Origin of the sequence: Azotobacter vinelandii CA, assembly GCF_000380335.1 — a bacterium.
Taxonomy (GTDB): domain Bacteria; phylum Pseudomonadota; class Gammaproteobacteria; order Pseudomonadales; family Pseudomonadaceae; genus Azotobacter; species Azotobacter vinelandii.
Window position 1 is genome coordinate 1 of record NC_021149.1, and the last position, 25680, is coordinate 25680.

Consider the following 25680-nt stretch of genomic DNA (forward strand, 5'->3'; position numbering starts at 1 on the left):
TTTATAGGGAAGCTTGCCGATCCATGTGGATAACCCTGGTCCGGACGGATACAATGGCAGACTGTTTTTTGCCAGCCGTTCGGGCGGCGAGGGGAGATAGGTGTCCGTGGAACTTTGGCAGCAGTGCGTCGAGCTGCTGCGCGACGAGCTGCCCGCCCAGCAATTCAATACCTGGATTCGCCCTCTGCAGGTGGAGGCCGATGGCGACGAGTTGCGCGTCTATGCGCCCAACCGTTTCGTTCTCGATTGGGTCAACGAGAAGTATCTCGGCCGGTTGCTCGAACTGCTCGGCGAGCGTAGCGAGGACGTCACGCCTTCCGTTTCCCTGCTGATCGGCAGCAAGCGCAGTTCCGCTCCGCGCGCGGTGCAGCCGGCGTCTCCGCCGCCGGCCGTGGTACAGGCGGCACCGGTGGCGATCGAAGAGGCATCGGCCGCACGCACTGTGGATGCACAGCCGGTAGCGCCCGCAACGGTACGCACCGAGCGTTCGGTGCAGGTCGAGGGGGGCCTGAAGCACACCAGCTACCTGAACCGGGCCTTCACCTTCGAGAACTTCGTCGAGGGCAAGTCCAACCAACTGGCGCGCGCCGCCGCCTGGCAGGTGGCGGACAACCCCAAGCATGGTTACAACCCGCTGTTCCTCTATGGTGGGGTCGGTCTGGGCAAGACCCACCTGATGCACGCGGTGGGCAATCATCTGCTGAAGAAGAACCCCAATGCCAAGGTGGTCTACCTGCATTCGGAACGCTTCGTCGCCGACATGGTGAAGGCCCTGCAGCTCAACGCGATCAACGAGTTCAAGCGCTTCTACCGTTCCGTGGACGCCCTGCTGATCGACGACATCCAGTTCTTCGCCAAGAAGGAGCGCTCGCAGGAGGAGTTTTTCCACACCTTCAATGCCCTGCTCGAAGGCGGCCAGCAGGTGATTCTCACCAGCGACCGCTATCCGAAGGAGATCGAAGGGCTCGAGGAGCGTCTGAAGTCGCGTTTCGGCTGGGGCCTGACGGTGGCCGTGGAGCCACCGGAACTGGAAACCCGGGTGGCGATCCTGATGAAGAAGGCCGAGCAGACCAAGGTCGAGCTACCCCACGACGCCGCCTTCTTCATCGCCCAGCGCATCCGTTCCAACGTGCGCGAGCTGGAGGGCGCGCTGAAGCGGGTCATCGCCCATTCGCATTTCACCAACCACCCGATCACCATCGAACTGATCCGCGAGTCGCTGAAGGACCTGCTGGCGCTGCAGGACAAGCTGGTCAGCATCGACAATATCCAGCGCACCGTCGCTGAGTACTACAAGATCAAGATCGCCGATCTGCTTTCCAAGCGTCGCTCGCGTTCGGTGGCTCGCCCGCGTCAGGTCGCCATGGCGTTGTCCAAGGAACTGACGAACCACAGCCTGCCGGAGATCGGCGATTCCTTCGGCGGCCGCGATCACACTACCGTCCTCCACGCCTGCCGCAAGATCGCCGAGCTGCGCGAAACCGACGCGGATATTCGCGAGGACTACAAGAACCTGCTGCGTACCCTGACCACCTGAGCCAGACGCAACCGATTGGGGACTGACCATGCATTTCACCATTCAACGCGAAGCCCTGCTGAAACCGCTGCAACTGGTCGCTGGCGTCGTCGAGCGCCGACAGACCCTGCCGGTGCTTTCCAACGTGCTGCTGGTCGTCGAGAAGCAGCAGTTGTCGCTCACCGGTACCGATCTGGAGGTCGAATTGGTCGGTCGCGTGCCGCTGGAGGAGAACGCCGAGCCCGGCGAGATCACCGTGCCGGCGCGCAAGCTGATGGACATCTGCAAGAGCCTGCCGAACGACACGCTGATCGATATCCGTCTGGACGAGCAGAAGCTGCTGATCAAGGCCGGGCGTAGCCGTTTCAGCCTGTCCACCTTGCCGGCCAGCGACTTTCCCACCGCCGAGGAAGGTTTGGGCTCGCTGACCTTCTCCCTGGGGCAGAGCAAGCTGCGCCGGCTGATCGAACGCACCAGTTTCGCCATGGCCCAGCAGGACGTGCGCTACTACCTGAACGGCATGCTGCTGGAGATGAACGGCGGCGTGCTGCGCGCGGTCGCCACCGACGGGCACCGCCTGGCGCTGTGCTCCATGCAATCCGGCATCGAGCATGCCGACCGCCATCAGGTCATAGTGCCGCGCAAGGGTATTCTGGAGCTGGCGCGCCTGCTCACCGACCAAGACGGCGAAGTCAGCATCGTCCTCGGCCAGTACCATATCCGTGCCACCACCGGCGAATTCACCTTCACCTCCAAGCTGGTCGACGGCAAGTTCCCTGACTACGAACGGGTACTCCCGCGCGGTGGCGACAAGAAGGTACTCGGCGATCGACAGTTGCTGCGTGAAGCCTTCAGCCGCACGGCGATCCTCTCCAACGAGAAGTACCGCGGTATCCGCCTGCAATTGGCCAGTGGCCTGCTGAAGATCCAGGCCAACAACCCGGAGCAGGAAGAGGCCGAAGAGGAAGTGGCGGTCGACTACAGCGGCGATGCTCTGGAGATCGGCTTCAACGTCAGCTATCTGCTCGACGTGCTGGGTGTGATGAGTGCCGAGCAGGTGTGCCTGACCCTGTCCGACTCCAACAGCAGCGCCTTGCTCCAGGAAGCCGATAATGACGATTCCGCCTATGTCGTCATGCCGATGCGGCTGTAAACCTGCAACCCCGCCTCGATGTCCCTCGGCCGTGTGACCGTCACCGCGGTGCGTAACCTGCACCCGGTGACCCTGAACCCCTCGCCGCGCATCAACATACTCTACGGCCCGAACGGCAGCGGCAAGACCAGCCTACTGGAGGCGATCCACCTGCTCGGCCTGGCGCGTTCCTTTCGCAGCCAGCGTCTTTCACCGGTGATCCAGCATGAACAGCCGGCCTGTACGGTATTCGGGCAGGTGCTGTGGAATGACGGTCGGGTACGCAATCTCGGTGTGGCCCGCAACCGGCTGGGCGAACTGCAGATTCGTATTGATGGGCAGAACGTGCGCAGTGCCGCGCAGCTCGCCGAGTCCCTGCCGTTGCAACTGATCAATCCGGACAGTTTTCGGCTGCTCGAGGGAGCGCCCAAGGTACGCCGCCAGTTTCTCGACTGGGGTGTGTTCCACGTGGAACAACGTTTCCTGCCAGCCTGGCATCGCCTACAGACGGCGCTGCGCCAGCGGAACTCCTGGCTGCGCCATGGTAGAATCGATCCAGTTTCGCAAGCCGCCTGGGACCGGGAACTGTGCCTGGCGAGCGAGGAAATCGACAGTTATCGACGCAGCTACATTCAGGTGCTGAAGCCGGTCTTCGAGAGCGTCCTGCATGAGCTGGTGGAGCTGGACGGTCTGACTCTGAGCTACTACCGCGGCTGGGACCGGGAGCGCTCGCTCGGCGAGGTTCTTGCTGCTTCCCTTCCGCGCGATCAGCAACTGGGGCATACCCAGGCCGGCCCGCAGCGGGCCGATCTGCGCCTGCGCCTGGCCGCGCACAATGCCGCGGACTTGCTGTCGCGCGGTCAGCAGAAGCTGGTGGTCTGTGCGCTGAAGATCGCCCAGGGGCATCTCGTCGACCGCGCCAGACGCGAGTGCATCTATCTGGTCGACGACCTGCCCTCCGAACTGGATGAACAGCACCGGCGCGCGCTGTGCCGTCTGCTCGAAGAATTGCATTGTCAGGTGTTCATCACCTGCGTAGACCTTGAAGCATTGCGTGAAGGCTGGCGCACGGATACGCCAGTTGCCCTGTTCCACGTGGAACAGGGCCGTATCACCCAGACCCACGATCGGGAGTGAAGGTAATGAGCGAAAACCAGACGTACGACTCCTCCAGCATCAAAGTCCTGAAGGGCCTGGATGCCGTACGCAAACGTCCCGGTATGTATATCGGCGATACCGACGACGGTACCGGTCTTCACCACATGGTGTTCGAGGTGGTCGACAACTCGATCGACGAGGCACTGGCCGGTTACTGCAACGAGATCAGCATCACCATTCACACCGACGAATCCATCACCGTGCGCGACAATGGTCGAGGCATTCCGGTCGATCTGCACAAGGAAGAAGGCATCTCCGCTGCCGAAGTCATCATGACCGTGCTGCATGCCGGTGGCAAATTCGACGACAACAGCTACAAGGTTTCCGGTGGTTTGCATGGCGTCGGGGTTTCGGTAGTCAATGCTCTTTCCGAGGAGCTGGTGCTGACCATCCGCCGCGACGGTAAGGTATGGGAGCAGACCTATGTGCACGGGGTACCGCAAGCGCCGCTGGCCACGGTCGGCGATACCGATGGGACCGGCACGCAGGTCCATTTCAAGCCTTCCGCGGAGACCTTTCACAACATCCACTTCAGTTGGGATATCCTCGCCAAGCGGTTGCGCGAGCTGTCCTTCCTCAACTCCGGTGTCGGCATCGTCCTCAAGGACGAGCGCAGCGGCAAAGAAGAGCTGTTCAAGTATGAAGGCGGCCTGAAGGCTTTCGTCGATTACCTGAACACCAACAAGAACGCGGTCAGCCAAGTGTTTCACTTCAATGTGCAGCGCGAGGAGGACGGCGTCGGTGTGGAGGTCGCCCTGCAGTGGAACGACGGTTTCAACGAGAACATCCTCTGCTTTACCAACAACATTCCACAGCGTGACGGTGGCACCCATCTGGCCGGTTTCCGCTCGGCGCTGACGCGTAATCTGAACGCTTACATCGAGCAGGAAGGCTTGGCCAAGAAGCACAAGGTGACGACCACCGGCGACGATGCCCGCGAGGGGCTGACCGCAATCATCTCGGTCAAGGTGCCGGACCCCAAGTTCAGTTCGCAGACCAAGGACAAGCTGGTCTCCAGCGAAGTGAAGACCGCCGTCGAACAGGAAATGGGCAAGTATTTCGGCGACTTCCTGCTGGAGAACCCCAACGAGGCCAGGGCGGTGGTCGGCAAGATGATCGATGCCGCCCGCGCCCGCGAGGCTGCGCGCAAGGCCCGCGAGATGACTCGCCGCAAGGGCGCGCTGGATATCGCCGGCCTGCCCGGCAAGCTCGCCGACTGCCAGGAGAAGGACCCGGCCCTTTCCGAACTCTACATCGTCGAGGGTGACTCCGCCGGCGGCTCGGCCAAACAGGGCCGTAATCGCCGTACCCAGGCGATCCTGCCGCTTAAGGGCAAGATCCTCAACGTCGAGAAGGCGCGCTTCGACAAGATGCTCTCCTCCGCCGAGGTCGGCACCCTGATCACCGCGCTGGGCTGCGGGATCGGTCGCGAGGAATACAACATCGAGAAGCTGCGTTACCACAACATCATCATCATGACCGATGCCGACGTCGACGGCTCGCACATCCGCACCCTGCTGCTGACTTTCTTCTTCCGCCAGATGCCCGAACTGATCGAGCGCGGCTACGTCTACATCGCACAGCCGCCGTTGTATAAGGTGAAGAAGGGCAAGCAGGAGCAGTACATCAAGGACGACGAGGCCATGGAGGAATACATGACCCAGTCGGCACTCGAAGAGGCCAGCCTGCACGTCAACGAGAGCGCTCCCGGATTGTCCGGAGCTGCGTTGGAAAAGCTGGTCAGCGACTACCGCACGGTGATGAAGACCCTGGCTCGCCTGTCGCGGCTCTATCCACAGGATATCACCGAGCACTTCGTCTACCTGCCGCGCGTCGGTCTCGAGCAACTGGGCGACCAGGCGCTCATGCAGGCCTGGCTGGAGCGATTCCAGGCCCATCTGAAGGCTGCCGAGAAATCCGGCCTGACCTACAGGGCCAGCCTGCGCGAGGATCGCGAACGCCATCTGTGGCTGCCCGAGGTGGAGATGGTCGCCCATGGCCTGTCGAGCTACGTCACCTTCAACCGTGACTTCTTCGCCAGCAATGACTACCGCACCGTGACCGCCCTCGGCGAGCAGTTGAACAGCCTGCTGGAGGACGGCGCCTACGTGCGGCGCGGTGAGCGTCGCAAGCCGGTGTCGAGTTTCAAGGAGACGCTCGCCTGGCTGATGGCGGAAACCGCCAAGCGTCACAGCATCCAGCGCTACAAGGGGCTCGGCGAGATGAACCCCGAGCAGTTGTGGGAGACCACCATGGACCCCAGCGTGCGGCGCATGCTCAAGGTCACCATCGAGGATGCCATTGCCACCGACCAGATCTTCAACACCCTGATGGGCGATGCCGTCGAACCGCGTCGCGAATTCATCGAGAACAACGCGTTGGCGGTGGCGAATCTGGATGTGTGATGAAAGCTGTGGGTAAGGAAATTATCCACAAGCATCAAAGCGAACTCTCTGGCGGCCCAGGTCTGCCAGAAGGGTTTGCGCTGGATGGGGTGATGGAAGCCTGTGGAAATCTGGGCGAAGGCAACCTACTCCGCCGGTCCTTGTCAGAGAAGAAGTCGCATGTGGCCCTTTGCGACGAGGATTTTCGATTCTGTAACGGCGCCGTTTCTTGCCTAGAATGATCGCTTGTCGACCACACGGAGTCCACGACATGTTCCTTGCCATGAACCGTTTCAAGATTGCCCGGGGACGCGAAGAAGCCTTCGTCGCCCATTGGCGTGAACGTGAGAGCTATCTTCACGAGGTGCCCGGCTTCGTTCGTTTCCATCTGCTGCAGGGACCGCAGGGCGAGGAATTCACCCTGTTCAGTTCCTACACCGAGTGGCAGTCCGCTCAGGCCTTCGAGGATTGGACGCATTCCGAAGCTTTCCGAAAGGCACATGCCAACGCCGGCAACAGCCCGCGCGAGTTTTACCTGGAACCGCCGCAGCTGGAGCTGTTCGAAGCCGTTCTGTAATCGCTTCCGCTCCGCTGTTGCGGACGCGGTGGATGGGGAGCGTTCACCGCGCCGGATATTCTCCTCTTTCAGGCTCCATCTCGTTCTTTCGGAGACCGTCGGGACTTGCCTATCCCACCACCTTGCGCAGGTCCAGTCGTCCCTCTCGTACCGGTGGGCACCAGTAGTAACCGCCGCTGATCGGTCGGCTGAAGCGGAACAGGGCGTCGACGATACCATCGTCCAGGCCGGCCATGCGCTTGAGCTGGGCTTCGAAGGCGTCGAGGCTGTGGCCGAAGGCGAGGAACAACAGGCCGGCTTGCCGGCCGTCGCTCCAAGGCATCGAGCGACGCAGGACGAAGGCCTCAGGGCTGAAGCTTTCTTGTGCGGTACGCTTGACGTGGGCGGATTCCGGCGCGTCTTCCAGCTCTTCGTTGTCGCTCTTGCGCCGGCCGACGATATTGTCCTGTTCGTCCGAAGGCAGGCTATCGAAGTGATCGAGGTCGTGTACCCAGTGTTGCACGGCGGCGAAGCTGCTACCCCGTTCACCCTCGGGACCTTCGCCGACGAGAGCGGCGGCGACAGCCTCTTCCCCGTCGGGATTCTCGCTACCGTCCTCGTAGCCGGTCAGGTCATGGCCTTCCCGGTAACGGAAGGCGTCGGTGCTTTGCTCCAGGCGCAGGGCTGGGTGCAGGGCGGCTACCAGTGCGCGACCGAGCTGCAGCAGCTCGCCGCGATCCTCGCCACGCAGCCAGCACCAGAGGGCGTGTTGGGTCGAGGGGATGTCCACGCTGCTGCCGTTCAGGACCGGAAACACACGCAGACCGGCGACGTGGCGGCTTTGCGCCCGCAGCAGCGACTCGCCGAAACCGACGACGATCGTCTCGCCGTCGGCCAGGGTGGAGAGCCGGTCGAGGGCGGCCGGCAGCTCCTCTACCGATTCGAGGGAGAAGAACAGGTGGCATGCCAGTGAGGGGATCGCGGCAAGGATGCCCGGCTGGGAAAGCGTCATGAAAGCTCCTTTCTGGAAGAGTGGCAATTCCTGAGGGCGTCATTGTGCCGGAATTCCTGCCGCTCACGAAACGAGTCGCGAATCATGGAGGGATTTCGCGGGGCAGCGAAGAGGCTTTCAGTGTTCGCTGTCTTTCTCTGCCAGCGGCCTGCCCAGTACGGCTCGCGCCCGGAAGTATTCGCTGCGATAGACGGCAAAGATTTCGCCGATCATTGTTTCCGCCATACCCAGCTGGCTCAAGGTTCGCCGCAGGTAGGCGCAGCTTTCGACGAAACGAAAGGATTCGCAGAGCAACTGGCGATTGAGGGACATGTCACCCGCTGACCCGCCGTCGAGCAGCCGATCCAGCACGGCGTCCATCAGCCCGGCGACCGTGCGTGCGTCCGCCCGGCGACGGCCCTGACGCCAGGCGTCGAGCTGGTACTCCCTGGTCTGGACATCCATGCCCTCCCTTGCCCAGAGCCTGGCCAGGCTGCTGTAGTCGTCCTGCTGTTCCGGGCAGTCGTCGACCAGGGCGGCGAGATGAACCAGATAGTCCTCCACGGGGTTGTTCCACTGTCCGTTCGTGGCATCGATGTTCGGCAGGAAGCGCTCGAGCAGCACTTCGTGCTGTTCGCCGTCTTCCGCCAACAGTTCCCAGTATTCAAGGCTGAGATCGACCACCCGCCAGGCGGCCAGGCGCAGCGCCAGGGCGAACGCATCGGCGAGCCGCGTCTCGAGCAGCAGTTCGTTCTCCAGCAGTGCGTCGGTTTCCTCGATATCCCGCAGGTGGCGACGCAGGCGCTCGCCGGCCGACGGGCAGCCGAGTTCGGTGGCCAGGGGGCTGTGAGCCAGGCAGCGGAGCCGATCGAGACCGCTATCCTGCTGTGCCAAGATCTGGTTGGTCAGCCGGCGCTCCTCCTCCAGACGCTGTCGCCAGTAGTCGCGAGCGGCCGGGTGGACGAACAGGCCGCCGTCGAGCAGCCGTTGCCACTGGGCATGGCAGGACCAGTAACCGGGAGCGTCGAGTGCTTCCGGCGGATTGTCCTGGCTTTGCCGGGGCAGATTGAGTAGTTCCAGCAGCAGTGGCAGGGGCAGGAAGAACAGTGTGCCCTCCTCGATCGCCGCTTCCTGCAGCGGAACGGTTCCGTTGGCCGTCATGACAAGGGTATCTCGCTCGCTGGCTTCCTTCCGGCTCGGCGGTTGAGGAGGCTGTGGCGACGGCATTGGGCGGTGTAATCCATGGGGCGGGTTCCGGCTACGTCTGGTCTGGCGAGAGGATCTATGGGATGGCATGCCGTGCATGGGGCGTTCCACGTGGAACATGGCCCGTCGACGCCGGACCGGGCCCACGAAAGCCGGGACGGGGCCGGCTTTTCTGGAACGCATGCCGGGATGTTAAACCTTGGCCGCTCCATCGACCACTGGGTCGTCGCTCAGGACGCCGAGCTGACGCTGGGTCTGCTCGACCCAGGCGAAGGCACGTTCGTTGAGGTCGGCGATGGCGCGCGGACCTTCGCCCTCGGCCTGCAAAGGCGGACCGAAGATCACCCGGATGGTACCGGGAGTTTTGCTCCAGCCATCCTTGGGCCAATAGCGGCCGGCGTCGTGGGCGACCGGTAGTACCGGCAGGCCGGCGTTCACCGCGAGGGCCGCACCGCCGCGGGAAAACTTGCCGATCTGTCCGACCGGCACGCGGGTTCCCTCAGGGAAGATCAGCACCCAGACGCCCTGCTCCAGCCGCTTGTGACCCTGCTCGGCCAGTTGCTTGAGCGCTGCCTTGGGATTGCTGCGGTCGATGGCGATCGGCTTGAGCAGGGCTGTCGCCCAACCGAAGAACGGGATGCGTAGCAGTTCGCGCTTGAGCACCTGGCTGAGCGGCTCGAAGTAGGCCGAGAGGAAGAAGGTTTCCCAGGTGCTCTGGTGCTTGGCGAGGATCACGCAGGGTCGCTGCGGGATGTTTTCCACCCCATGCAGTTCATAGCGGATACCGATGATGTGCCAGGCCAGCCAGACGGCGCAGCGGCACCAGGTCTGCACGACGAAGCGGTAGCGGGCGCGAAACGGCAGGAAAACCGCGACCAGCAGGCTGATCAGGCACCAGACGACGGTGCTGAGGGACAGCAGTAGATAGAAGATCGGAATGCGAAGGGATTGCATGGGGACTCAGCCATCGGCCTTGAGAAGATGATCGACGACGGACGCCAGGTCATCGAACACCTGGGTGCCGGGCGGCAGGATGTTTTGCAGGGTACGCTGGCCCTTGCCGGTTTTCACCAAGTACGGCCTGCCGCCGAGCACCAGGCCGGCGTGCAGGTCGCGGTGGCTGTCGCCGACCACCGGCACGCCCTTCAGGTCTGGGAGTTGGAAATGCTCGGCGATGATGCGGAACATGCCAGGCAGCGGCTTGCGGCAGTTGCAGCCGTCCTGCGGACCGTGTGGACAGTGCACGATCAGGTCGATCTGCCCGCCCTGCTCCATCACCAGCCGTTGCATCTTCAGGTGCATGTCGGTGAGATCGGTCATGTCGAACAGGCCACGGGCCAGGCCCGACTGGTTGGTGGCGACCGCCACCTTCCAGCCGGCCTTGCTCAGGCGGGCGATCGCCTCGATGGAACCGGGGATGGGAATCCATTCCTCCGCGGATTTGACGAAGGCATCGGAGTCCTCGTTGATGACCCCGTCGCGATCGAGCACGATCAGCTTCATCGCTTACTGTCCCAGTACGGAGATGTCGGCGACGCAGAGGAACAGGCCACGCAATTGCGCCAGCATGGCGTGGCGGTTGGCGCGGATCGCCGGGTCCTCGGCGTTGACCAGCACTGCCTCGAAATAGGCGTCCACCGGGTCGCGCAGGCTGGCCAGACGCTCCAGCGCCTCGCGGTAGCGGCGTTCGGCGGCCAGCGGGCGGACCGCGTGCTGCGCCTGCTGCAGCGCCGAGTACAGGGAGAACTCGCTGGCGTTGTCGAAGTAACGGGCCTCGATGGCCGCCGGCAGCTTGCCCTCGTACTTGCCGAGCAGGTTGGAGACACGCTTGTTCACCGCGGCCAGCGCTTCGGCTTCCGGCAGGCGGCGGAAGGCCTGCACCGCCTGCACGCGCAGGTCCAGGTCGTAGGCCGAGGCCGGTTGCAGGGCGCGCACCGCCAGGTAGCTGGAGACGTCGATGCCTTCGTCCTCGTAGCGTGCGCGCAGGCGGTCGAAGACGAACTCGCTGACCTGCTCGGCGAGGCCGCTGGCCTTGACCTTGGTGCCGTACTGGGCGACCGCGAAGTGGCTGGCCTCTTCCAGATTCAGGTCCAGCTGCTTCTCGATGAGGATGCGCAGGATGCCCAGGGCGGCGCGGCGCAGGGCGTAGGGGTCCTTGCTGCCGGTGGGCGGCATGCCGATACCGAAGATGCCGACCAGGGTGTCGAGCTTGTCGGCCATCGCCACGGCGGCACCGGTCAGGGTCGACGGCAGCTGGGCGCCGGCGCCGCGCGGCATGTACTGCTCGTCGAGGGCGCGGGCGATGTCTTCCGGCTCGCCGGCGTTGAGCGCGTAGTGGTAGCCGGCGATGCCCTGCAGTTCGGGGAATTCACCGACCATCTCGCTGGCCAGGTCGGCCTTCGACAGCAGGCCGGCGCGGATGGCGTGCTGCGGATCGCCGCCGATGCGCTCGGCGATGAAGCCGGCCAGCCGCGAGACGCGCTCGGCCTTTTCCAGCACACTGCCGAGCTGGGCCTGGAAGACCACGCTGGCCAGGCGCTGGTTGAAGCTTTCCAGGGGCTGCCGCTTGTCCTGGTTGAAGAAGAACTCGGCGTCGGTCAGACGCGGGCGCACCACCTTCTCGTTGCCGGCGACGATCTGCGCCGGGTCCCTGCTCTCGATGTTGGCCACGGTGATGAAGCACGGCAGCAGCTTGCCGTTCGCATCCAGCAGGCAGAAGTACTTCTGGTTGTCCTGCATGGTGGAGATCAACGCTTCCTGGGGCACCGTGAGGAAGCGCTCCTCGAAGGAACAGACCAGCGGCACCGGCCATTCGACCAGCGCGGTCACCTCGTCGAGCAGGTCCTCGGGAACGACGGCGCTGCCCTGCTGCTGCGCGGCCAGGTCGGCGACGCGGCCGGCGATCAGTTCGCGGCGCTCGGCGAAGTCGGCCAGCACGTAGGCGCTGCGCAGGTCTTCCAGGTAGCTGGACGGCTGGCTGATGCGCACCGCGTCCGGATGGTGGAAGCGGTGGCCCATGGATTCGCGGCCGGCCTTCTGGGCAAGGATCTCGCAGTCGACCACCTGGTTGCCGAACAGCATCACCAGCCACTGGCTCGGCCGGACGAACTCTTCCTTGCGCGTGCCCCAGCGCATGCGCTTGGGAATCGGCAGTTCGTCGAGAGAAGCCTGGACGATCGCCGGCAGCAGTGCGCTGGCTGGCTGGCCGGGGATATGCCGGCTGTAACGCAGCTTGGCGCCGCTGCTGTCGATCTCGTGCAGCTCCACGCCGCACTTGCGGGCGAAGCCCAGGGCGGCCTGGGTCGGGTTGCCTTCGGCGTCGAAGGCGGCGGCGACCGGCGGGCCATCCAGGTTGAGGGTGCGGTCCGGCTGCTGGGCGACCAGGTGCTCGACCAGCACCGCCAGGCGGCGTGGCGCGGCATAGAAACGGGCGACCCGATACTCGAGGCCGGCGGCGGCCAGCCCCTTCTCGATGCCGGCGAGGAAAGCGGTGGCCAGGCTCTTCAGGGCTTTCGGCGGCAGTTCTTCGCTGCCCAGTTCGACCAGGAAATCTTGTGCACTCATTCTGCAGCCTCCAGCTTGGCCAGGACTTCGTCGCGCAGTTCGGGGGGGGCCATGGGGAAGCCGAGCTTGGCACGCGCCTGCAGGTAGCTTTGCGCCACGGCGCGGGCCAGGGTGCGCACGCGCAGGATGTAGCGCTGGCGCTCGGTCACCGAGATGGCGCGGCGGGCGTCCAGCAGGTTGAAGGTGTGCGAGGCCTTGAGGACCATTTCGTAAGTCGGCAGCGGCAGCTCCAGTTCGATCAGTCGGTTGGCCTCGGATTCGTAGAAGTCGAACAGCTCGAACAGCTTGGCCACGTTGGCATGCTCGAAATTGTAGGTGGACTGTTCCACTTCGTTCTGGTGGAACACGTCGCCGTAGGTGACCTTGCCGAACGGGCCGTCGGTCCACACCAGGTCGTAGACCGAATCGACGCCCTGCAGGTACATGGCCAGGCGTTCCAGGCCGTAGGTGATTTCGCCGGTGACCGGATAGCACTCGACGCCGCCGACCTGCTGGAAGTAGGTGAACTGGGTGACTTCCATGCCGTTCAGCCAGACCTCCCAGCCCAGGCCCCAGGCGCCCAGGGTCGGCGACTCCCAGTTGTCCTCGACGAAGCGCACGTCGTGCACGCGGGTATCGATGCCGATGCGGCGCAGGGATTCCAGGTAGAGGTCCTGGATGTCGTCCGGGTTGGGCTTCAGGACCACCTGGAACTGGTAGTAGTGCTGCAGACGGTTGGGGTTTTCGCCATAGCGGCCGTCGGCCGGGCGACGCGAGGGCTGCACGTAGGCGGCGTTCCAGGTTTCCGGGCCGATGGCGCGCAGAAAGGTGGCGGTGTGGAAGGTGCCGGCGCCCACTTCCATATCGTAGGGCTGCAGCACCACGCAACCCTGTTCGGCCCAATAGTTCTGCAGGGCGAGAATCAGGTCTTGGAAGGTGCGCACGGCAGGCGTAGTCTGGCTCACAAAAATCACCCTGTCCTGAGGCTGCGACGTAAAAGGCTGCGAGTATACCCGATTCCCGGCCCCCTCCACTCTGTGCAAACGCCCATGCCACGCTGCTTCTGGTGCTCCGAAGACCCGCTGTATCAGGCCTACCACGACGAAGAATGGGGCGTGCCCCTGCGCGATCCGCAGCGCCTGTTCGAGTTGCTGCTGCTGGAGGGATTCCAGGCCGGATTGTCTTGGTTCACCGTGCTGAAGAAGCGCGAGCGCTATCGCCAGGTGTTGTTCGGTTTCGAGGTCGCGCGGTTGGCGCGGATGAGCGACGAGGAGATCGGGGAACGCCTGCAGGACCCCGGCATCATCCGCAACCGACGCAAGCTCGAGGCGGCCCGGCAGAACGCCCGGGCCTGGCTGCGGCTCGAGGAGCCGGTCGGCTGGCTATGGTCCTTCGTCGGTGGCATGCCGCGGATCAACCGTTTCCGCACGCCGGCCGAGGTGCCGGCGACGACGCCCGAGGCCGAGACGATGAGCAAGGCGCTGAAGAAGGCCGGCTTCGTCTTCGTCGGACCGACCATCTGTTACGCCTTCATGCAGGCGTGCGGGATGGTCATGGACCACACCCTCGACTGCGACCGGCATGTGGAACTGGCGGGTTCGTCCGCCGGGCAGGTACCTGCAGCGGATCGCTGAATGTCGCTTCCGGTCACAGGCCGGTTCCCCAATGTCGGAAAGCCCCCTGCCCTTCCCGGGTTGCGCCGGAAGCATCGGGTCGTTCGAGGAATGTGGTGGCGATCGCTTTCCTGCGTTCCTTGGCTGCATGTGGACCGCCGGAACCCGCTGTCGCTTTTCCGGGCGGAAGGAAGGAAGCCATACGACCGTGCTATCTTGCAGGACCCGGTCCGAGCGCCGATGGAGCGCGCCATGTCACGATCGTCGATCCGCCCGCTGGTCCTGCTGTTCGTCGCGCTCGTTCCGGCCGGCGGTTGCAGCCAGGTGCCGCGGCCGCAGCCGGTCGAGGTCAACCTCCTGGTCGTGAACGATTTCCATGGCCATATCCAGCCGACCCGCTTCAGCCACCGGAACGCCGCCGGCGAGCAGCTCAGCCTGAAAGCCGGCGGTATCGGCGCGCTCAGCGGCTTGCTGGCGGAGATGCGTGCCCGGGACCCCGAACTGCTGTTCGTCGGAGGTGGCGACCTCATCGGCGGCAGCCCGCCGCTTTCGGCCATGTGGGCGGACGAGCCGTCGCTGCGGGCGCTCGATCTGCTGGACATGCGCCTGTCCGTGGTCGGCAACCATGAACTCGACCAGGGTCGCGACGAGCTGCTGCGCCAGGTCCGGGGCGGCTGTCGTTCGCCCCGCCCGGACAAGGCCTGCCGGTTCGAAAGCGTTCACCCCGGCATCGGTTTCACCTATATCGCCGCCAACCTGGTGGACCGCCGGAGCGGCGAGCGGCTGTTCCCGGCCTACCGCATCGAACGGGTGCGCGGAGCACGGATCGCCTTTGTCGGCGCCGTGCTGGAAGACGTCGACACGCAGCTCTCCCGGCAAAGCATGCAGGGCTTGCGCAGCCTGGACGAGGCGCAGGCGATCAATGCCCAGGTTCCGACCCTGCTGGCGCAGGGCGTGGATGCCATAGTCGCGGTGGTGCACCAGGGCGGCGCCACGCCGGAAGCCTACGACCAGCCGGATTGCCGCCAACTGAGCGGCCCGGTCGTCGAGATCGTCCGGCGTCTGGACCCGAGGATCAAGGTGGTGCTGAGCGGGCACACCCATCAGGGCTACCTGTGCCGGGTCGGCGAGGTACTGGTGACCCAGGCCGGTTCCTACGGGCGGCTGGCCACGCACCTGACCCTGCGCATCGATCCGCGCCGTCATCGGCTGCTGGAGGTCGAGGCCCGCAACTTGCTGGTCGATCCGCGCCGCTACGCACCCATCGCCGAGATCGATGCCCTGCAGCAGGCCGTGGAGCGACGCAGCCAGGCGTTGCTCGGCCGTCCCCTGGCGCGCCTGGCGGTGCGCGAAGTGCCGCAGGCATACAATGGCGCGGGCGAATCGCCGATGGGCAACCTGATCGCCGATGCCCAACTGGCGGCCACCGCGCATCTGGGCGCCCAGGTGGCGCTGACCAATCCGGGCGGAATCCGTGCCGGCCTGGCGCTGGAACCCGGCCAACCGGAGGTCGGCTACGGCCAGGTGGCCAGCACGCAGCCGTTCAACAACAGCCTGACGATAGTCACCCTCAGCGGTGCGCAGTTGCGCGAGCTGCTGGAGCAGCAATGGCAGCAGGACGGTTTCAGGCCGCTGCAGCCGTCGGCGTCGTTCAGCTATAGCTGGGACCCCGGACGGCCCGGCGGGCGGCATGTCGTCGCCGACAGCCTGAGGATCGATGGCCGGCCGATACGGGACGGCGACCTCTACCGGATCACGGTGAATTCCTTCATGGCCGGCGGCGGCGACAGGCTGAGCGTGCTGGCCGAGGCGGCCGAGCGCCTGGATACGGGGCTGAACGATCTGGAGGCGCTGATCGACTATCTGCAGGCCAGGGACCGCGCCGGCTCGCCGGCCGGCCGCAGCCTGGCGGCCGGACGCATCCGGCGCCTCGAAGGCGGCCGGCCGGAAGAGTGAACCGGCGGGCGGACGAACGTCCTTCCCCCGGCGGGAGCTTTCAGAAGAAGGCCAGTCCCACCTGGAACAGCCGCTCCACGTCGCGGATATGCTTCTTGTCGACCAGGAACAGGATCACGTGGTCGCCGGACTCGATCAGGGTATCGTTGTGGGCGATCAGCACCTGCTCGGCGCGGATCACCGCGCCGATGGTGGTTCCCGACGGGAGTTCGATCTCGCCGATCATGCGCCCGACCACCTTGCTCGACTTCTCGTCGCCATGGGCGATGGCCTCGATGGCCTCCGCCGCGCCGCGGCGCAGCGAGTGCACGCTGACGATGTCGCCGCGGCGCACATGGGTCAGCAGGGTGCCGATGGTGGCCAGTTGCGGACTGATGGCGATGTCGATCTCGCCGCCCTGCACCAGATCGACGTAGGCCGGGTTGTTGATGATGCTCATCACCTTGCGCGCGCCGAGGCGCTTGGCCAGCAGCGAGGACATGATGTTGGCCTCGTCGTCGTTGGTCAGGGCGAGGAAGATGTCGGCCTCGTTGATGTTCTCCTCGACCAGCAGATCCTTGTCCGAGGCGTTGCCCTGCAGCACGATGCTGCTGTCCAGGGTGTCCGAGAGGTAGCGGCAGCGTGCCGGATTGGACTCGATGATCTTCACCTGGTAGCGGCTCTCGATGGCTTCGGCCAGGCGCTCGCCGATGTGTCCGCCGCCGGCGATGACGATGCGCTTGTTGCTGATCTCGAGTCGGCGCAGCTCGCTTATCACCGCGCGGATATGGGTCTTGGCGGCGATGAAGAACACCTCGTCGTCGGCCTCGATCACCGTGTCGCCCTTGGGCAGGATCGCCCGGTTGCGACGGAAGATCGCCGCCACGCGGGCGTCCACGGTCGGCATGTGCTCGCGGATCTGCCTGAGCTGCTGGCCGACCAGCGGGCCACCGTAGTAGGCGCGCACCGCCACCAGTTGGGCCTTGCCGTCGGCGAAGTCGATCACCTGCAGGGCACCGGGGTATTCGATCAGCCGCTTGATGTGGTTGGTCACCACCTGCTCCGGGCTGATCAGCACGTCCACCGGAATCGCCTCGTTGCTGAACAGCCCGGCGCGGGTCAGGTAGGCCGATTCGCGCACCCGGGCGATCCGCGTCGGGGTGTGGAACAGGGTGTAGGCGACCTGGCAGGCGACCATGTTGGTTTCGTCGCTGTTGGTCACCGCCACCAGCATGTCGGCGTCGTCGGCGCCGGCCTGACGCAGCACGGTCGGGAAGGACCCCTTGCCGGCGATGGTGCGGATGTCCAGGCGGTCGCCGAGATCGCGCAGGCGCTCGGTATCGGTGTCGACCACGGTGATGTCGTTGGCCTCGCTGGCCAGGTGCTCGGCCAGGGTACCGCCGACCTGGCCGGCGCCGAGAATGATGATCTTCATCGGACTGCTTTCCTCAGCCGCGCGGACCGGCGGCGATCTTGATCAGCTTGGCATAGTAGAAACCGTCATGGCCGTGGGGCTGCGGCAGGAGCTGGCGGCCGTGGCGCTGTGCCAGGCCCGGCTTGGCGCCGACGAAGCCGGAGGCGATGTCCAGTTCGCGGGCGCCGGGGGTGCGGGCGAGAAAGGCGGCGATGGTGTCGCTGTTTTCCGCCGGCAGGATCGAACAGGTGGCATAGAGCAGGATGCCGCCGACCTCCAGGGTCGGCCACAGGGCGTCCAGCAGCTCGCCCTGCAGGCTGGCCAGGGCGGGGATGTCGCTGGCCTGGCGGGTCAGCTTGATGTCCGGATGGCGGCGGATCACTCCGGTGGCGGAACAGGGCGCATCGAGCAGGATGCGCTGGAAGCGCCGGCCATCCCACCAGGCTTCGGTGGCGCGCGCATCGGCGGCGACCAGCCGGGCCGCCAGGCCCAGCCGGTCGAGGTTCTCGCGGACCCGCGCCAGGCGTTTTTCCTCTAGGTCGATGGCGACCAGCTCGGCCAGCCGCGGCTCGCTCTCCAGCAGGTGGCAGGTCTTGCCGCCGGGCGCGCAGCAGGCGTCCAGCACGCGCTGACCGGGCATCGGTTCGAGCAGGTAGGCGGCCAGTTGGGCCGCTTCGTCCTGCACGCTGACCAGGCCTTCGGCGAAGCCCGGCAGGCTGCGCACGTCGCACGGTTCGTCGAGCAGGATGCCGTCGCGGCTGAAGCGGCAGGCACTGGCCGCGATGCCGGCCGCCTTCAGGGTAGCGAGATAAGTGTCGCGCGCGGTCAGCCGGCGGTTGACCCGCAGGGTCAGCGGCGGGTGCTCGTTGTCGGCCGCGCAGATGGCTTCCCAGTGTTCCGGCCAGTGCTGCGCCAGTGCCTGCTGCAACCAGCGCGGATGAGCGGTGCGCGCCACCGGATCGTTCGCCAGTTCGGCGAGCAGCGCCTCGCCCTCGCGCTGTACGCGGCGCAGCACGGCGTTCAGCAGGGCCTTGGCCCAGGGTTTCCTCAGTTGCTCGGCGCAGGCCACGGTCTCGCCGATCGCCGCGTGGGCGGGGATGCGGGTGTGCAGCAACTGGTAGAGACCGATCAGCAGCAGCGCCTCGACGTCCCGGTCGGCGGCCTTGAGCGGCTTGCGCAGCAGCCTTTCGGCGAGCAGCGCCAGGCGCGGCTGCCAGCGGGCGGCGCCGAACGCCAGCTCCTGGGCCAGGGCGCGGTCGCGCGGCGCGACCTGCTCCAGTTGCGCCGGCAGGGCGGCGAGCGAGGCCTTGCCGGCGAGCACGGCGGCCAGGGCACGGGTGGCGGCCAGGCGCGGATTCAGGCTCATGTGCCCAGCACCTGGCCGACGGCGAACTGCTCGCGGCGGCTGTTGTACAGCTCGGCGAAGGCCAGCGGCCTGCCGCCCGGCAGTTGCAGGCGGGTCAGGCGCAGGGCGCCGCTGCCGCAGGCCACGGTCAGGCCGTCGCGGCTGGCGGCGAGGATGGTTCCCGGCGCTCCCCCGCCCTGCTCCACGCTCGCGGCGAACACTTTCAGCGGCGCGCCGTCCAGGCTGCTGTGGCAGACCGGCCAGGGATCGAAGGCGCGGATCCGCCGTTCCAGCTCGTCCGCCGGGCGGCTCCAGTCGAGCCGCGCCTCGTCCTTGTTCAGCTTGTGCGCATAGGTGGCCAGGGCGTCGTCCTGCGTCTCGCCGGCGAGTCCGCCGGCCGCCAGGGCGCCGATGGCCTCGACCAGGGCCTGCGCGCCCAGCCCGGCCAGGCGATCGTGCAGGCTGCCGCCGGTGTCGTCGGGGCGGATCGGCGTGGCGACCTTGAGTAGCATCGGCCCGGTGTCCAGGCCGGCCTCCATGCGCATCACGGTGACCCCGGATTCACCGTCGCCGGCCTCGATCGCCCGCTGGATCGGCGCCGCGCCGCGCCAGCGCGGCAGCAGCGAGGCATGGCTGTTGACGCAGCCGAGACGCGGGATGTCCAGCACCGCCTGCGGCAGGATCAGCCCGTAGGCGACCACCAGCAGCAGGTCGGGTTCGAGCGCCGCCAGCTCCGCCTGGGCGGCGGCGTCGCGCAGGGTCGGCGGTTGCAGGACGGGAATGCCGTGCTGCAGGGCGAGCCGTTTCACCGGGCTGGCCATCGGCTTCTGCCCGCGTCCGGCGGGACGGTCCGGCTGAGTATAGACGGCGACGGGCCGCTGGCCGGCGGTCAGCAAGGCCTGGAGGTGCTCGGCGGCGAATTCGGGAGTGCCGGCGAAGACGAGGCGCAGGGGCTGGGTCATGGTTTCTCGCTCAGGAAAGAAAAGGCTTGCCACGGCAAGCCTTCGCGGGGACGGCTTCAGCCGTGCTGGCGATGCTGTTTCTCCAGCTTCTTGCGGATGCGGTCGCGTTTGAGCGTCGACAGATAGTCGACGAACAGCTTGCCGTTCAGATGATCGCATTCGTGCTGGATGCACACCGCCAGCAGGCCCTCGGCGACCAGTTCGAAGGGCTGTCCGTCGCGGTCCAGGGCGCGGATGCGGACCTTCTGCGGGCGGTCGACGTTCTCGTAGAAGCCGGGGACCGACAGGCAGCCCTCCTGGTAGGGCTCCAGCTCCTCGGTGAGCGCTTCGAACTCCGGGTTGATGAATACCCGCGGCTCGTTCTTGTCCTCGGACAGGTCCATCACCACCAGGCGCTTGTGCACGTTCACCTGGGTCGCCGCCAGGCCGATGCCGGGCGCGGCGTACATGGTCTCGAACATGTCGTCGATCAACCGGCGAATGCCGTCGTCCACCGTTTCGATGGGCTTGGCGATGGTGCGCAGGCGCGGATCGGGAAATTCGAGGATGGTCAGTATCGCCATATGCGTTTGTGATGCGCTTGGGAATTGGTCGAAACGGCTGCTGCTAAGATGCTGAGCAGCATTGAAAAAACGGCTTTACGCCGCGATCCGGAGAGAAATCCGGCGGCGCGCGACGTTTCATGCGAAGGCACATCATAAAGGGATTCGGCGCATGAGGAAATCACTACTCGCCCTGCTGCTGGCGGCCTGCAGCGCTCCGGCGCAGGCCGAGGTGCAGCTTCGCGCGGGTCATCCGCAGAGCTACAGGGTCGTCCAGGGCGATACCCTGTGGGGCATCTCCGGCAAGTTCCTCCGTGCGCCCTGGCAGTGGCCGCAGCTCTGGCACGTCGACCCGCGGCTCGAGAATCCCCACCTGATCTACCCGGGCGACGTGCTGAACCTGGTCTACATCGACGGTCAGCCGCGCCTGACGCTCGATCGCGGCGCCAGCCGCGGCACCGTCAGGCTGTCGCCGCGGGTCCGTCGCACGCCCACGGTCCAGGCCATCCCGACCATTCCGCTGGAGAAGATCGACAGCTTCCTGCTCGGCAACCGCATCGTCGACGACGCCGCGCAGTTGCGGAAGGCGCCCTACGTGGTCGCCGGCAATGCCGAGCGGGTGATCAGCGGCGCTGGCGACCGGGTCTACGCGCGCGGCGACTTTTCCGCCGGCGAGGCGGCCTACGGCATCTTTCGCCAGGGCAAGGCCTACGTCGACCCGGCGACCAGGGAAGTGCTCGGCATCGACGCCGACGACATCGGCACCGGCGAACTGGTCGCCGAGGAAGGCGGCCTCGCCACCCTGCTGCTCAGCCGCTCGACCCAGGAAGTGCGCATCGGCGACCGCCTGCTCCCCAGCGAGGAGCGGGCCGTCGACTCCACCTTCATGCCCAGGGAGCCGAACGTCCCGGTCGAGGGGGTGATCCTCGACGTGCCGCGCGGCGTGACCCAGGTCGGCAATTTCGCCGTGGTCACCCTGAACAAGGGCAGTCGGGACGGGCTGGCCGAGGGCGACGTGCTGGCGGTGTACAAGACCGGCGAAACCGTGCGCGACCGCATCGGCGGCGAGCCGGTGAAGATTCCCGATGAGCGTTCCGGCCTGCTGATGGTGTTCCGCACCTACGCGCGGCTCAGCTACGGCCTGATCCTCAGTGCCAGTCGCCAACTGGCGGTGATGGACAAGGTGCGCAACCCGTAACCTCCGCGTTTTCCCTCCGTCGAGGGAACCGCCTTTCGCTTCCATGGATCAAGGACGATCGCTCCATGCCCCTTTCTCCCGCCGAACTGGAGGCGCGCCTGCGCCTGCACGCCCTGCCCGGCTTCGGACCGCGCCGCCATCGCCGTCTGCTCGAGGCCTTCGCCAGCGCCTCGGCGGCGCTCAGTGCGCCGGCCGCCGCCTGGCGCGCGTTGGGGCTGCCGGCCGCTTGCGCGGAGGCGCGGCGCAGCGCCGCGGTCCGCCAGCAGGCCGCGCAGGCGCTGGCCTGGCTGGAGAAGCCACGGCGGCACCTGCTGCCATTCGGCGAGCCCGACTATCCGGCCCTGCTCGCCGAACTGGACGACGCTCCGCCGCTGCTCTTCGTCGAAGGCGATGCGGCCATTCTGGAGCGGCCGCAACTGGCCATGGTCGGCAGCCGGCGCGCCTCGAAGCCCGGGCTCGACACCGCCCGCGCCTTCGCCCGGCAGCTCGCCGGCGCCGGTTTCGTCGTCACCAGCGGACTGGCCCTGGGCATCGATGGCGCCGCCCACCGGGGCGCGCTGGATGCCGGCGGACGGACGGTGGCCGTGCTCGGCACGGGCCTGCGGCGCCTCTATCCGGCGCGCCACGAAACCCTGGCGGCGGAGATCCTCGAAGGCGGCGGCGCGCTGCTATCCGAACTGCCGCTGGACTGTCCGCCCCAGGCGGGCAACTTCCCGCGCCGCAACCGTATCGTCAGCGGCCTGTCCCTCGGCGTCCTGGTGGTCGAGGCCGGCCCTTCCAGCGGCTCGCTGATCACCGCCCGGCTGGCCGCCGAGCAGGGTCGCGAGGTCTATGCGATTCCCGGCTCCATCCACCATCCCGGCGCCCGTGGCTGCCATCGGCTGATTCGCGACGGTGCCATTCTGGTGGAAAGCATCGAGCACATCCTCGAAGCGCTGCGCGGCTGGCAGAACCTGGCGCCGCCGCCCCGCTCGCAGGCCGGTCCGGCTCCGCTCGACGCGCGGCATCCACTGCTGGCGCTGCTGCATGCCGCGCCGCAGACCAGCGAGGAGCTGGCCCTGGCCAGCGGCTGGCCGCTCGCCCGGGTACTGGCGGCACTCACCGAACTGGAGCTGGACGGTAAGGTGGCCCGCGAAGGCGGACGCTGGCAGGGATGCGCCGGCTGACGGGCTGCGCCGCCGCCGACGCCTTGGGTACACTGCGCCGAATTTTTCCGGAGGCGGGCGATGCTGGGCGATTGGCGGGTGCGACAGGTGGCGCGGGCGGTGCGCCGGGGCGGGGTGATCGCTTATCCGACCGAGGCGGTCTGGGGCCTGGGCTGCGATCCGTGGAACGCGGATGCGGTGCGCCGCCTGCTGGCGCTCAAGCGGCGGCCGCAGGACAAGGGCCTGATCCTGGTCGCCGCCGACATTGGCCAGTTCGGCTTCCTGCTCGACGACCTGCCGTCGGCCTGGCGCGAGCGGCTGGCCGGGACCTGGCCGGGGCCGAACACCTGGCTGGTGCCGCACCGGGGCCGCCTGCCGGCATGGATCACCGGCCGCCACGCGAGCGTCGCCCTGCGCGTCAGCGACCATCCGCTGGTGCGTGCGCTGTGCCGTCTCACCGGCCCGCTGGTGTCCACCTCGGCCAATCCCGCCGGCCGCCCCGCCGCACGCTCGCGGCTGCGCGTCGAACAGTACTTCCCGCGCCGCCTGGACGCCGTGCTCGGCGGCGCCCTGGGCGGGCGGCGCAACCCGAGCCTGATCCGCGACCTGGCCAGCGGCCAGGTGATCCGCCCGGCCTAGGGCCTGTTAACACTACTCTCCGCGAGCCGCGTTGCTGCGGCAAATGGCGCCAGGCGAGGCGCGGGACGCAGGGAATGGCATTCCCTTGCCAAGTCCCGCAACGACGCATGGCGCCATTTGCCGCGCAACCCGCAGGGACGGGCCCGTTTTTGCGCGGAGCGTCGTTACTCGTCGTTCGTTTGGAATGACCAAACTTCTCTCCTCGCGCCTAACCCCGCGCAAAAACAGGCTCCGTCGCGGCCGCGCGGAGTAGTGTTAACAGGCCCTAGGGCAGCAGGATGGTCGAGCCGGTGGTCCGGCGCGAGGTCAGGGCCTCCTGGGCGCGGGCGGCCTCGGCGAGGGGGAAGCGTTGGCCGATCTCGACGCGGACCCGGCCGTCGGCGAGCATCGCGAACAACTCGTCGGCCATCGCCTGCAGGCGCTCCGGCGTATCGGCGTAGCCGGCCAGGGTCGGGCGGGTGACGAACAGCGAGCCCTTCTGCGCCAGCACCCCGAGGTCGATCCCGGTCACCGGCCCGGAGGCGTTGCCGAAGCTGACCAGCAGGCCGCGCGGGGCGACGCAGTCCAGCGAGGTTTCCCAGGTGTCCTTGCCGACCGAGTCGTAGACCACCGGGCACTTGCGCCCGTCGGTCAGTTCCAGCACCCGCGAGGCTACGTTCTCGCGGCTGTAGTCGATGGTCGCCCAGGCGCCGAGGGCCCTGGCCCGTTCGGCCTTCTCCGGCGAGCCGACGGTGCCGATCAGCCTGACTCCGAGCGCCTTGGCCCACTGGCAGGCGATGCTGCCGACGCCGCCGGCCGCGGCATGGAAGAGGATGGTTTCGCCACCCTGGAATCGGCCGATCTGACGCAACAGGTACTGCACGGTGAGGCCCTTGAGCATCGCTGCCGCGGCCTGCTCGAAACCGATCGAATCCGGCAGCCCGACCAGCTTGTCCGCCGGCAGCACGTGCAGCTCGGCATAGGCGCCCAGCGGGCCGCCGGCGTAGGCCACCCGGTCGCCGACCTTGAAGCGCTCGACCGCGCTGCCCACCGCCTCGACCTCCCCGGCGCCCTCCAGGCCGAGGCCGGACGGCAGTCGCGGCGGGGCGTAGAGGCCGCTGCGGTAGTAGGTGTCGATGAAGTTCAGGCCGATCGCCCGGTTGCGCACTCTGACCTCGTGCGGACCGGGCTGCGGCGCTGTGTGATCGACCCATTCGAGGACTTCGGGACCGCCGTGGCGGCCGATCTGGATACGCTTGGCCATCTGTTCTGCTCCTTCGGGGACTTTGCCCGACAGTACCGTGGGACGCGACGGAGGCGGCTATTCGGGCGCCAGGCAGTCCGTCCCGTCAACTTCGGCAAGGGATTGCGCGATGTTATGCTAGCCGCCCGTCCGGGCCGCCAGTGCCGTTTTCAACATGGGAAATGCCGTGAACGATCGAATCGAGGCCGTGAAGGCCTATCTGCTCGACCTGCAAGACCGTATCTGTACCGCTCTCGAGACCGAGGACGGCGGCGCGCACTTTCGCGAGGAGGCCTGGCTGCGCGAGGGCGGCGGCGGCGGCCGTACCCGGGTGCTGGAAAACGGCGCGCTGATCGAGAAGGGCGGCGTCAACTTCTCCCACGTGCACGGCGCCGGCCTGCCGCCGTCGGCCAGCGCGCACCGTCCGGAACTGGCCGGGCGCGGCTTCCAGGCGCTCGGCGTGTCCCTGGTGATCCACCCGCGCAACCCCTACGTGCCGACCTCCCATGCCAACGTGCGGCTGTTCGTCGCCGAGAAGGCGGGCGAGGCGCCGGTCTGGTGGTTCGGCGGCGGCTTCGACCTGACCCCCTATTACGCCTTCGAGGAGGACTGCGTGTTCTGGCACCAGGTCGCCCGTGACGCCTGCGCGCCCTTCGGCGCCGACGTCTACCCGCGCTTCAAGGCCTGGTGCGACCGCTACTTCCACCTCAAGCACCGCAACGAGCCGCGCGGCATCGGCGGGCTGTTCTTCGACGATCTCAACGAATGGGATTTCGATACCAGCTTCGCCTTCCTGCGCGCCGTCGGCGACGCCTACATCCAGGCTTACCTGCCGATCGTGCAAAAGCGCAAGGGCGCTCCCTACGGCGAGCGCGAGCGCGAGTTCCAGGCCTATCGCCGCGGCCGCTACGTGGAGTTCAACCTGGTCTACGACCGTGGCACCCTGTTCGGCCTGCAGTCCGGCGGGCGCACCGAGTCGATCCTCATGTCGCTGCCGGCCGAGGTGCGCTGGGGCTACGACTGGAAGCCCGAGCCGGGTACGCCCGAGGCGCGCCTGACCGAGCATTTCCTCACCGACCGCGACTGGCTGTCCGGTCGGTCCTGACACCCATTCGCAGGGCCCGTAGGGCGGAAAACCGCTGTGCGGGTTTTCCGCCCCACGACAACTTCCGAGGATTC

General features: G+C 66.7%; 23 protein-coding genes. 12 read left to right on the top strand and 11 right to left on the bottom strand.

Annotated elements, in window-relative coordinates; all coding sequences use genetic code 11:
* Nucleotides 1–100 precede the first annotated feature (100 nt).
* Genes dnaA through AVCA_RS00035 form a run of 6 tightly spaced genes read left to right on the top strand, consistent with a single transcriptional unit; the run spans nt 101 to nt 6767 of the window.
* Entirely contained in the window at nt 101–1537 is a 1437-nt protein-coding gene (dnaA, locus tag AVCA_RS00015) for a chromosomal replication initiator protein DnaA (protein WP_012698697.1), read from the top strand.
* A 28-nt stretch (nt 1538–1565) separates the two neighbouring features.
* Complete coding sequence (gene dnaN, locus AVCA_RS00020) at nt 1566–2669, top strand: DNA polymerase III subunit beta (RefSeq protein WP_012698698.1); 1104 nt, start codon at nt 1566–1568, stop codon at nt 2667–2669.
* An 18-nt stretch (nt 2670–2687) separates the two neighbouring features.
* A complete protein-coding gene (recF, locus tag AVCA_RS00025; RefSeq protein ID WP_012698699.1) occupies nt 2688–3785 on the top strand; it encodes a DNA replication/repair protein RecF in 1098 nt (365 codons plus the stop codon).
* A gap of 5 nt (nt 3786–3790) precedes the next feature.
* Nucleotides 3791–6211, top strand: a complete 2421-nt coding sequence (gyrB, locus tag AVCA_RS00030; RefSeq protein WP_012698700.1) for a DNA topoisomerase (ATP-hydrolyzing) subunit B — start codon at nt 3791–3793, stop codon at nt 6209–6211.
* The gene (locus tag AVCA_RS25810; RefSeq protein WP_139239902.1) at nt 6211–6432 is read left to right on the top strand and encodes a hypothetical protein; all 222 of its coding nucleotides are present in this window, start codon (nt 6211–6213) and stop codon (nt 6430–6432) included. Before gyrB ends, AVCA_RS25810 begins: the two co-directional genes overlap by 1 nt.
* Nucleotides 6433–6461: 29 nt before the next feature.
* Complete coding sequence (locus AVCA_RS00035) at nt 6462–6767, top strand: antibiotic biosynthesis monooxygenase family protein (RefSeq protein ID WP_012698701.1); 306 nt, start codon at nt 6462–6464, stop codon at nt 6765–6767.
* Nucleotides 6768–6876: 109 nt separating this feature from the next.
* Here the strand turns inward: AVCA_RS00035 and AVCA_RS00040 are convergent, their stop codons facing one another.
* From AVCA_RS00040 to glyQ, 6 genes are all read right to left on the bottom strand, one after another.
* Nucleotides 6877–7758: a Dyp-type peroxidase gene (locus tag AVCA_RS00040; protein ID WP_012698702.1), complete on the bottom strand. Its 882-nt coding sequence runs from the start codon at nt 7756–7758 to the stop codon at nt 6877–6879.
* Between the two features lie 117 nt (nt 7759–7875).
* Complete coding sequence (locus AVCA_RS00045) at nt 7876–8898, bottom strand: hypothetical protein (protein WP_236616320.1); 1023 nt, start codon at nt 8896–8898, stop codon at nt 7876–7878.
* Nucleotides 8899–9135: 237 nt separating this feature from the next.
* Complete coding sequence (locus AVCA_RS00050) at nt 9136–9897, bottom strand: lysophospholipid acyltransferase family protein (protein ID WP_041806844.1); 762 nt, start codon at nt 9895–9897, stop codon at nt 9136–9138.
* Nucleotides 9898–9903: 6 nt separating this feature from the next.
* Nucleotides 9904–10446 (bottom strand): D-glycero-beta-D-manno-heptose 1,7-bisphosphate 7-phosphatase, encoded by a 543-nt coding sequence (gene gmhB, locus AVCA_RS00055; protein WP_012698705.1) that lies wholly within the window; start codon nt 10444–10446, stop codon nt 9904–9906.
* Nucleotides 10447–10449: 3 nt separating this feature from the next.
* A complete protein-coding gene (glyS, locus tag AVCA_RS00060; RefSeq protein WP_012698706.1) occupies nt 10450–12507 on the bottom strand; it encodes a glycine--tRNA ligase subunit beta in 2058 nt (685 codons plus the stop codon).
* Nucleotides 12504–13451 carry a glycine--tRNA ligase subunit alpha gene (glyQ, locus tag AVCA_RS00065; RefSeq protein WP_041806845.1) on the bottom strand — a complete coding sequence of 316 codons (948 nt, stop codon included), beginning with the start codon at nt 13449–13451 and terminating at the stop codon, nt 12504–12506. The genes glyS and glyQ overlap by 4 nt, the downstream gene beginning before the upstream one ends.
* Nucleotides 13452–13535: 84 nt before the next feature.
* Here glyQ and AVCA_RS00070 point away from each other — a divergent pair, with 84 nt between their 5' ends.
* Both AVCA_RS00070 and AVCA_RS00075 read left to right on the top strand, forming a co-directional pair.
* Entirely contained in the window at nt 13536–14120 is a 585-nt protein-coding gene (locus AVCA_RS00070; protein ID WP_012698708.1) for a DNA-3-methyladenine glycosylase I, read from the top strand.
* Between the two features lie 219 nt (nt 14121–14339).
* Nucleotides 14340–16055 carry a bifunctional metallophosphatase/5'-nucleotidase gene (locus tag AVCA_RS00075; RefSeq protein WP_012698709.1) on the top strand — a complete coding sequence of 572 codons (1716 nt, stop codon included), beginning with the start codon at nt 14340–14342 and terminating at the stop codon, nt 16053–16055.
* Between the two features lie 40 nt (nt 16056–16095).
* Here the strand turns inward: AVCA_RS00075 and trkA are convergent, their stop codons facing one another.
* Genes trkA through def form a run of 4 tightly spaced genes read right to left on the bottom strand, consistent with a single transcriptional unit; the run spans nt 16096 to nt 20318 of the window.
* On the bottom strand, nt 16096–17469 hold the full coding sequence (gene trkA / locus AVCA_RS00080; RefSeq protein WP_012698710.1) for a Trk system potassium transporter TrkA: 1374 nt from the start codon (nt 17467–17469) through the stop codon (nt 16096–16098).
* Nucleotides 17470–17482: 13 nt separating this feature from the next.
* Nucleotides 17483–18808: a 16S rRNA (cytosine(967)-C(5))-methyltransferase RsmB gene (rsmB, locus tag AVCA_RS00085; protein ID WP_175555884.1), complete on the bottom strand. Its 1326-nt coding sequence runs from the start codon at nt 18806–18808 to the stop codon at nt 17483–17485.
* A 2-nt stretch (nt 18809–18810) separates the two neighbouring features.
* On the bottom strand, nt 18811–19755 hold the full coding sequence (fmt, locus tag AVCA_RS00090; RefSeq protein ID WP_041806846.1) for a methionyl-tRNA formyltransferase: 945 nt from the start codon (nt 19753–19755) through the stop codon (nt 18811–18813).
* A 56-nt stretch (nt 19756–19811) separates the two neighbouring features.
* Nucleotides 19812–20318: a peptide deformylase gene (gene def / locus AVCA_RS00095; protein WP_012698713.1), complete on the bottom strand. Its 507-nt coding sequence runs from the start codon at nt 20316–20318 to the stop codon at nt 19812–19814.
* Between the two features lie 151 nt (nt 20319–20469).
* Here def and AVCA_RS00100 point away from each other — a divergent pair, with 151 nt between their 5' ends.
* The 3 genes from AVCA_RS00100 (at nt 20470) to AVCA_RS00110 (ending at nt 23279) form a co-directional block, all read left to right on the top strand.
* On the top strand, nt 20470–21495 hold the full coding sequence (locus tag AVCA_RS00100) for a LysM peptidoglycan-binding domain-containing protein (RefSeq protein WP_012698714.1): 1026 nt from the start codon (nt 20470–20472) through the stop codon (nt 21493–21495).
* A 65-nt stretch (nt 21496–21560) separates the two neighbouring features.
* Nucleotides 21561–22661 (top strand): DNA-processing protein DprA, encoded by a 1101-nt coding sequence (gene dprA, locus AVCA_RS00105; RefSeq protein ID WP_012698715.1) that lies wholly within the window; start codon nt 21561–21563, stop codon nt 22659–22661.
* 60 nt (nt 22662–22721) lie between these two features.
* Nucleotides 22722–23279, top strand: a complete 558-nt coding sequence (locus tag AVCA_RS00110; RefSeq protein WP_012698716.1) for an L-threonylcarbamoyladenylate synthase type 1 TsaC — start codon at nt 22722–22724, stop codon at nt 23277–23279.
* Between the two features lie 265 nt (nt 23280–23544).
* Here AVCA_RS00110 and AVCA_RS00115 read toward each other — a convergent pair whose 3' ends face one another.
* Nucleotides 23545–24522, bottom strand: a complete 978-nt coding sequence (locus tag AVCA_RS00115; RefSeq protein WP_012698717.1) for an NADPH:quinone reductase — start codon at nt 24520–24522, stop codon at nt 23545–23547.
* 166 nt (nt 24523–24688) lie between these two features.
* On the opposite strand from AVCA_RS00115, the gene hemF reads away from it, so the two are divergent.
* Nucleotides 24689–25606 carry an oxygen-dependent coproporphyrinogen oxidase gene (hemF, locus tag AVCA_RS00120; protein WP_175555882.1) on the top strand — a complete coding sequence of 306 codons (918 nt, stop codon included), beginning with the start codon at nt 24689–24691 and terminating at the stop codon, nt 25604–25606.
* The last annotated feature ends 74 nt before the right edge of the window (nt 25607–25680 follow it).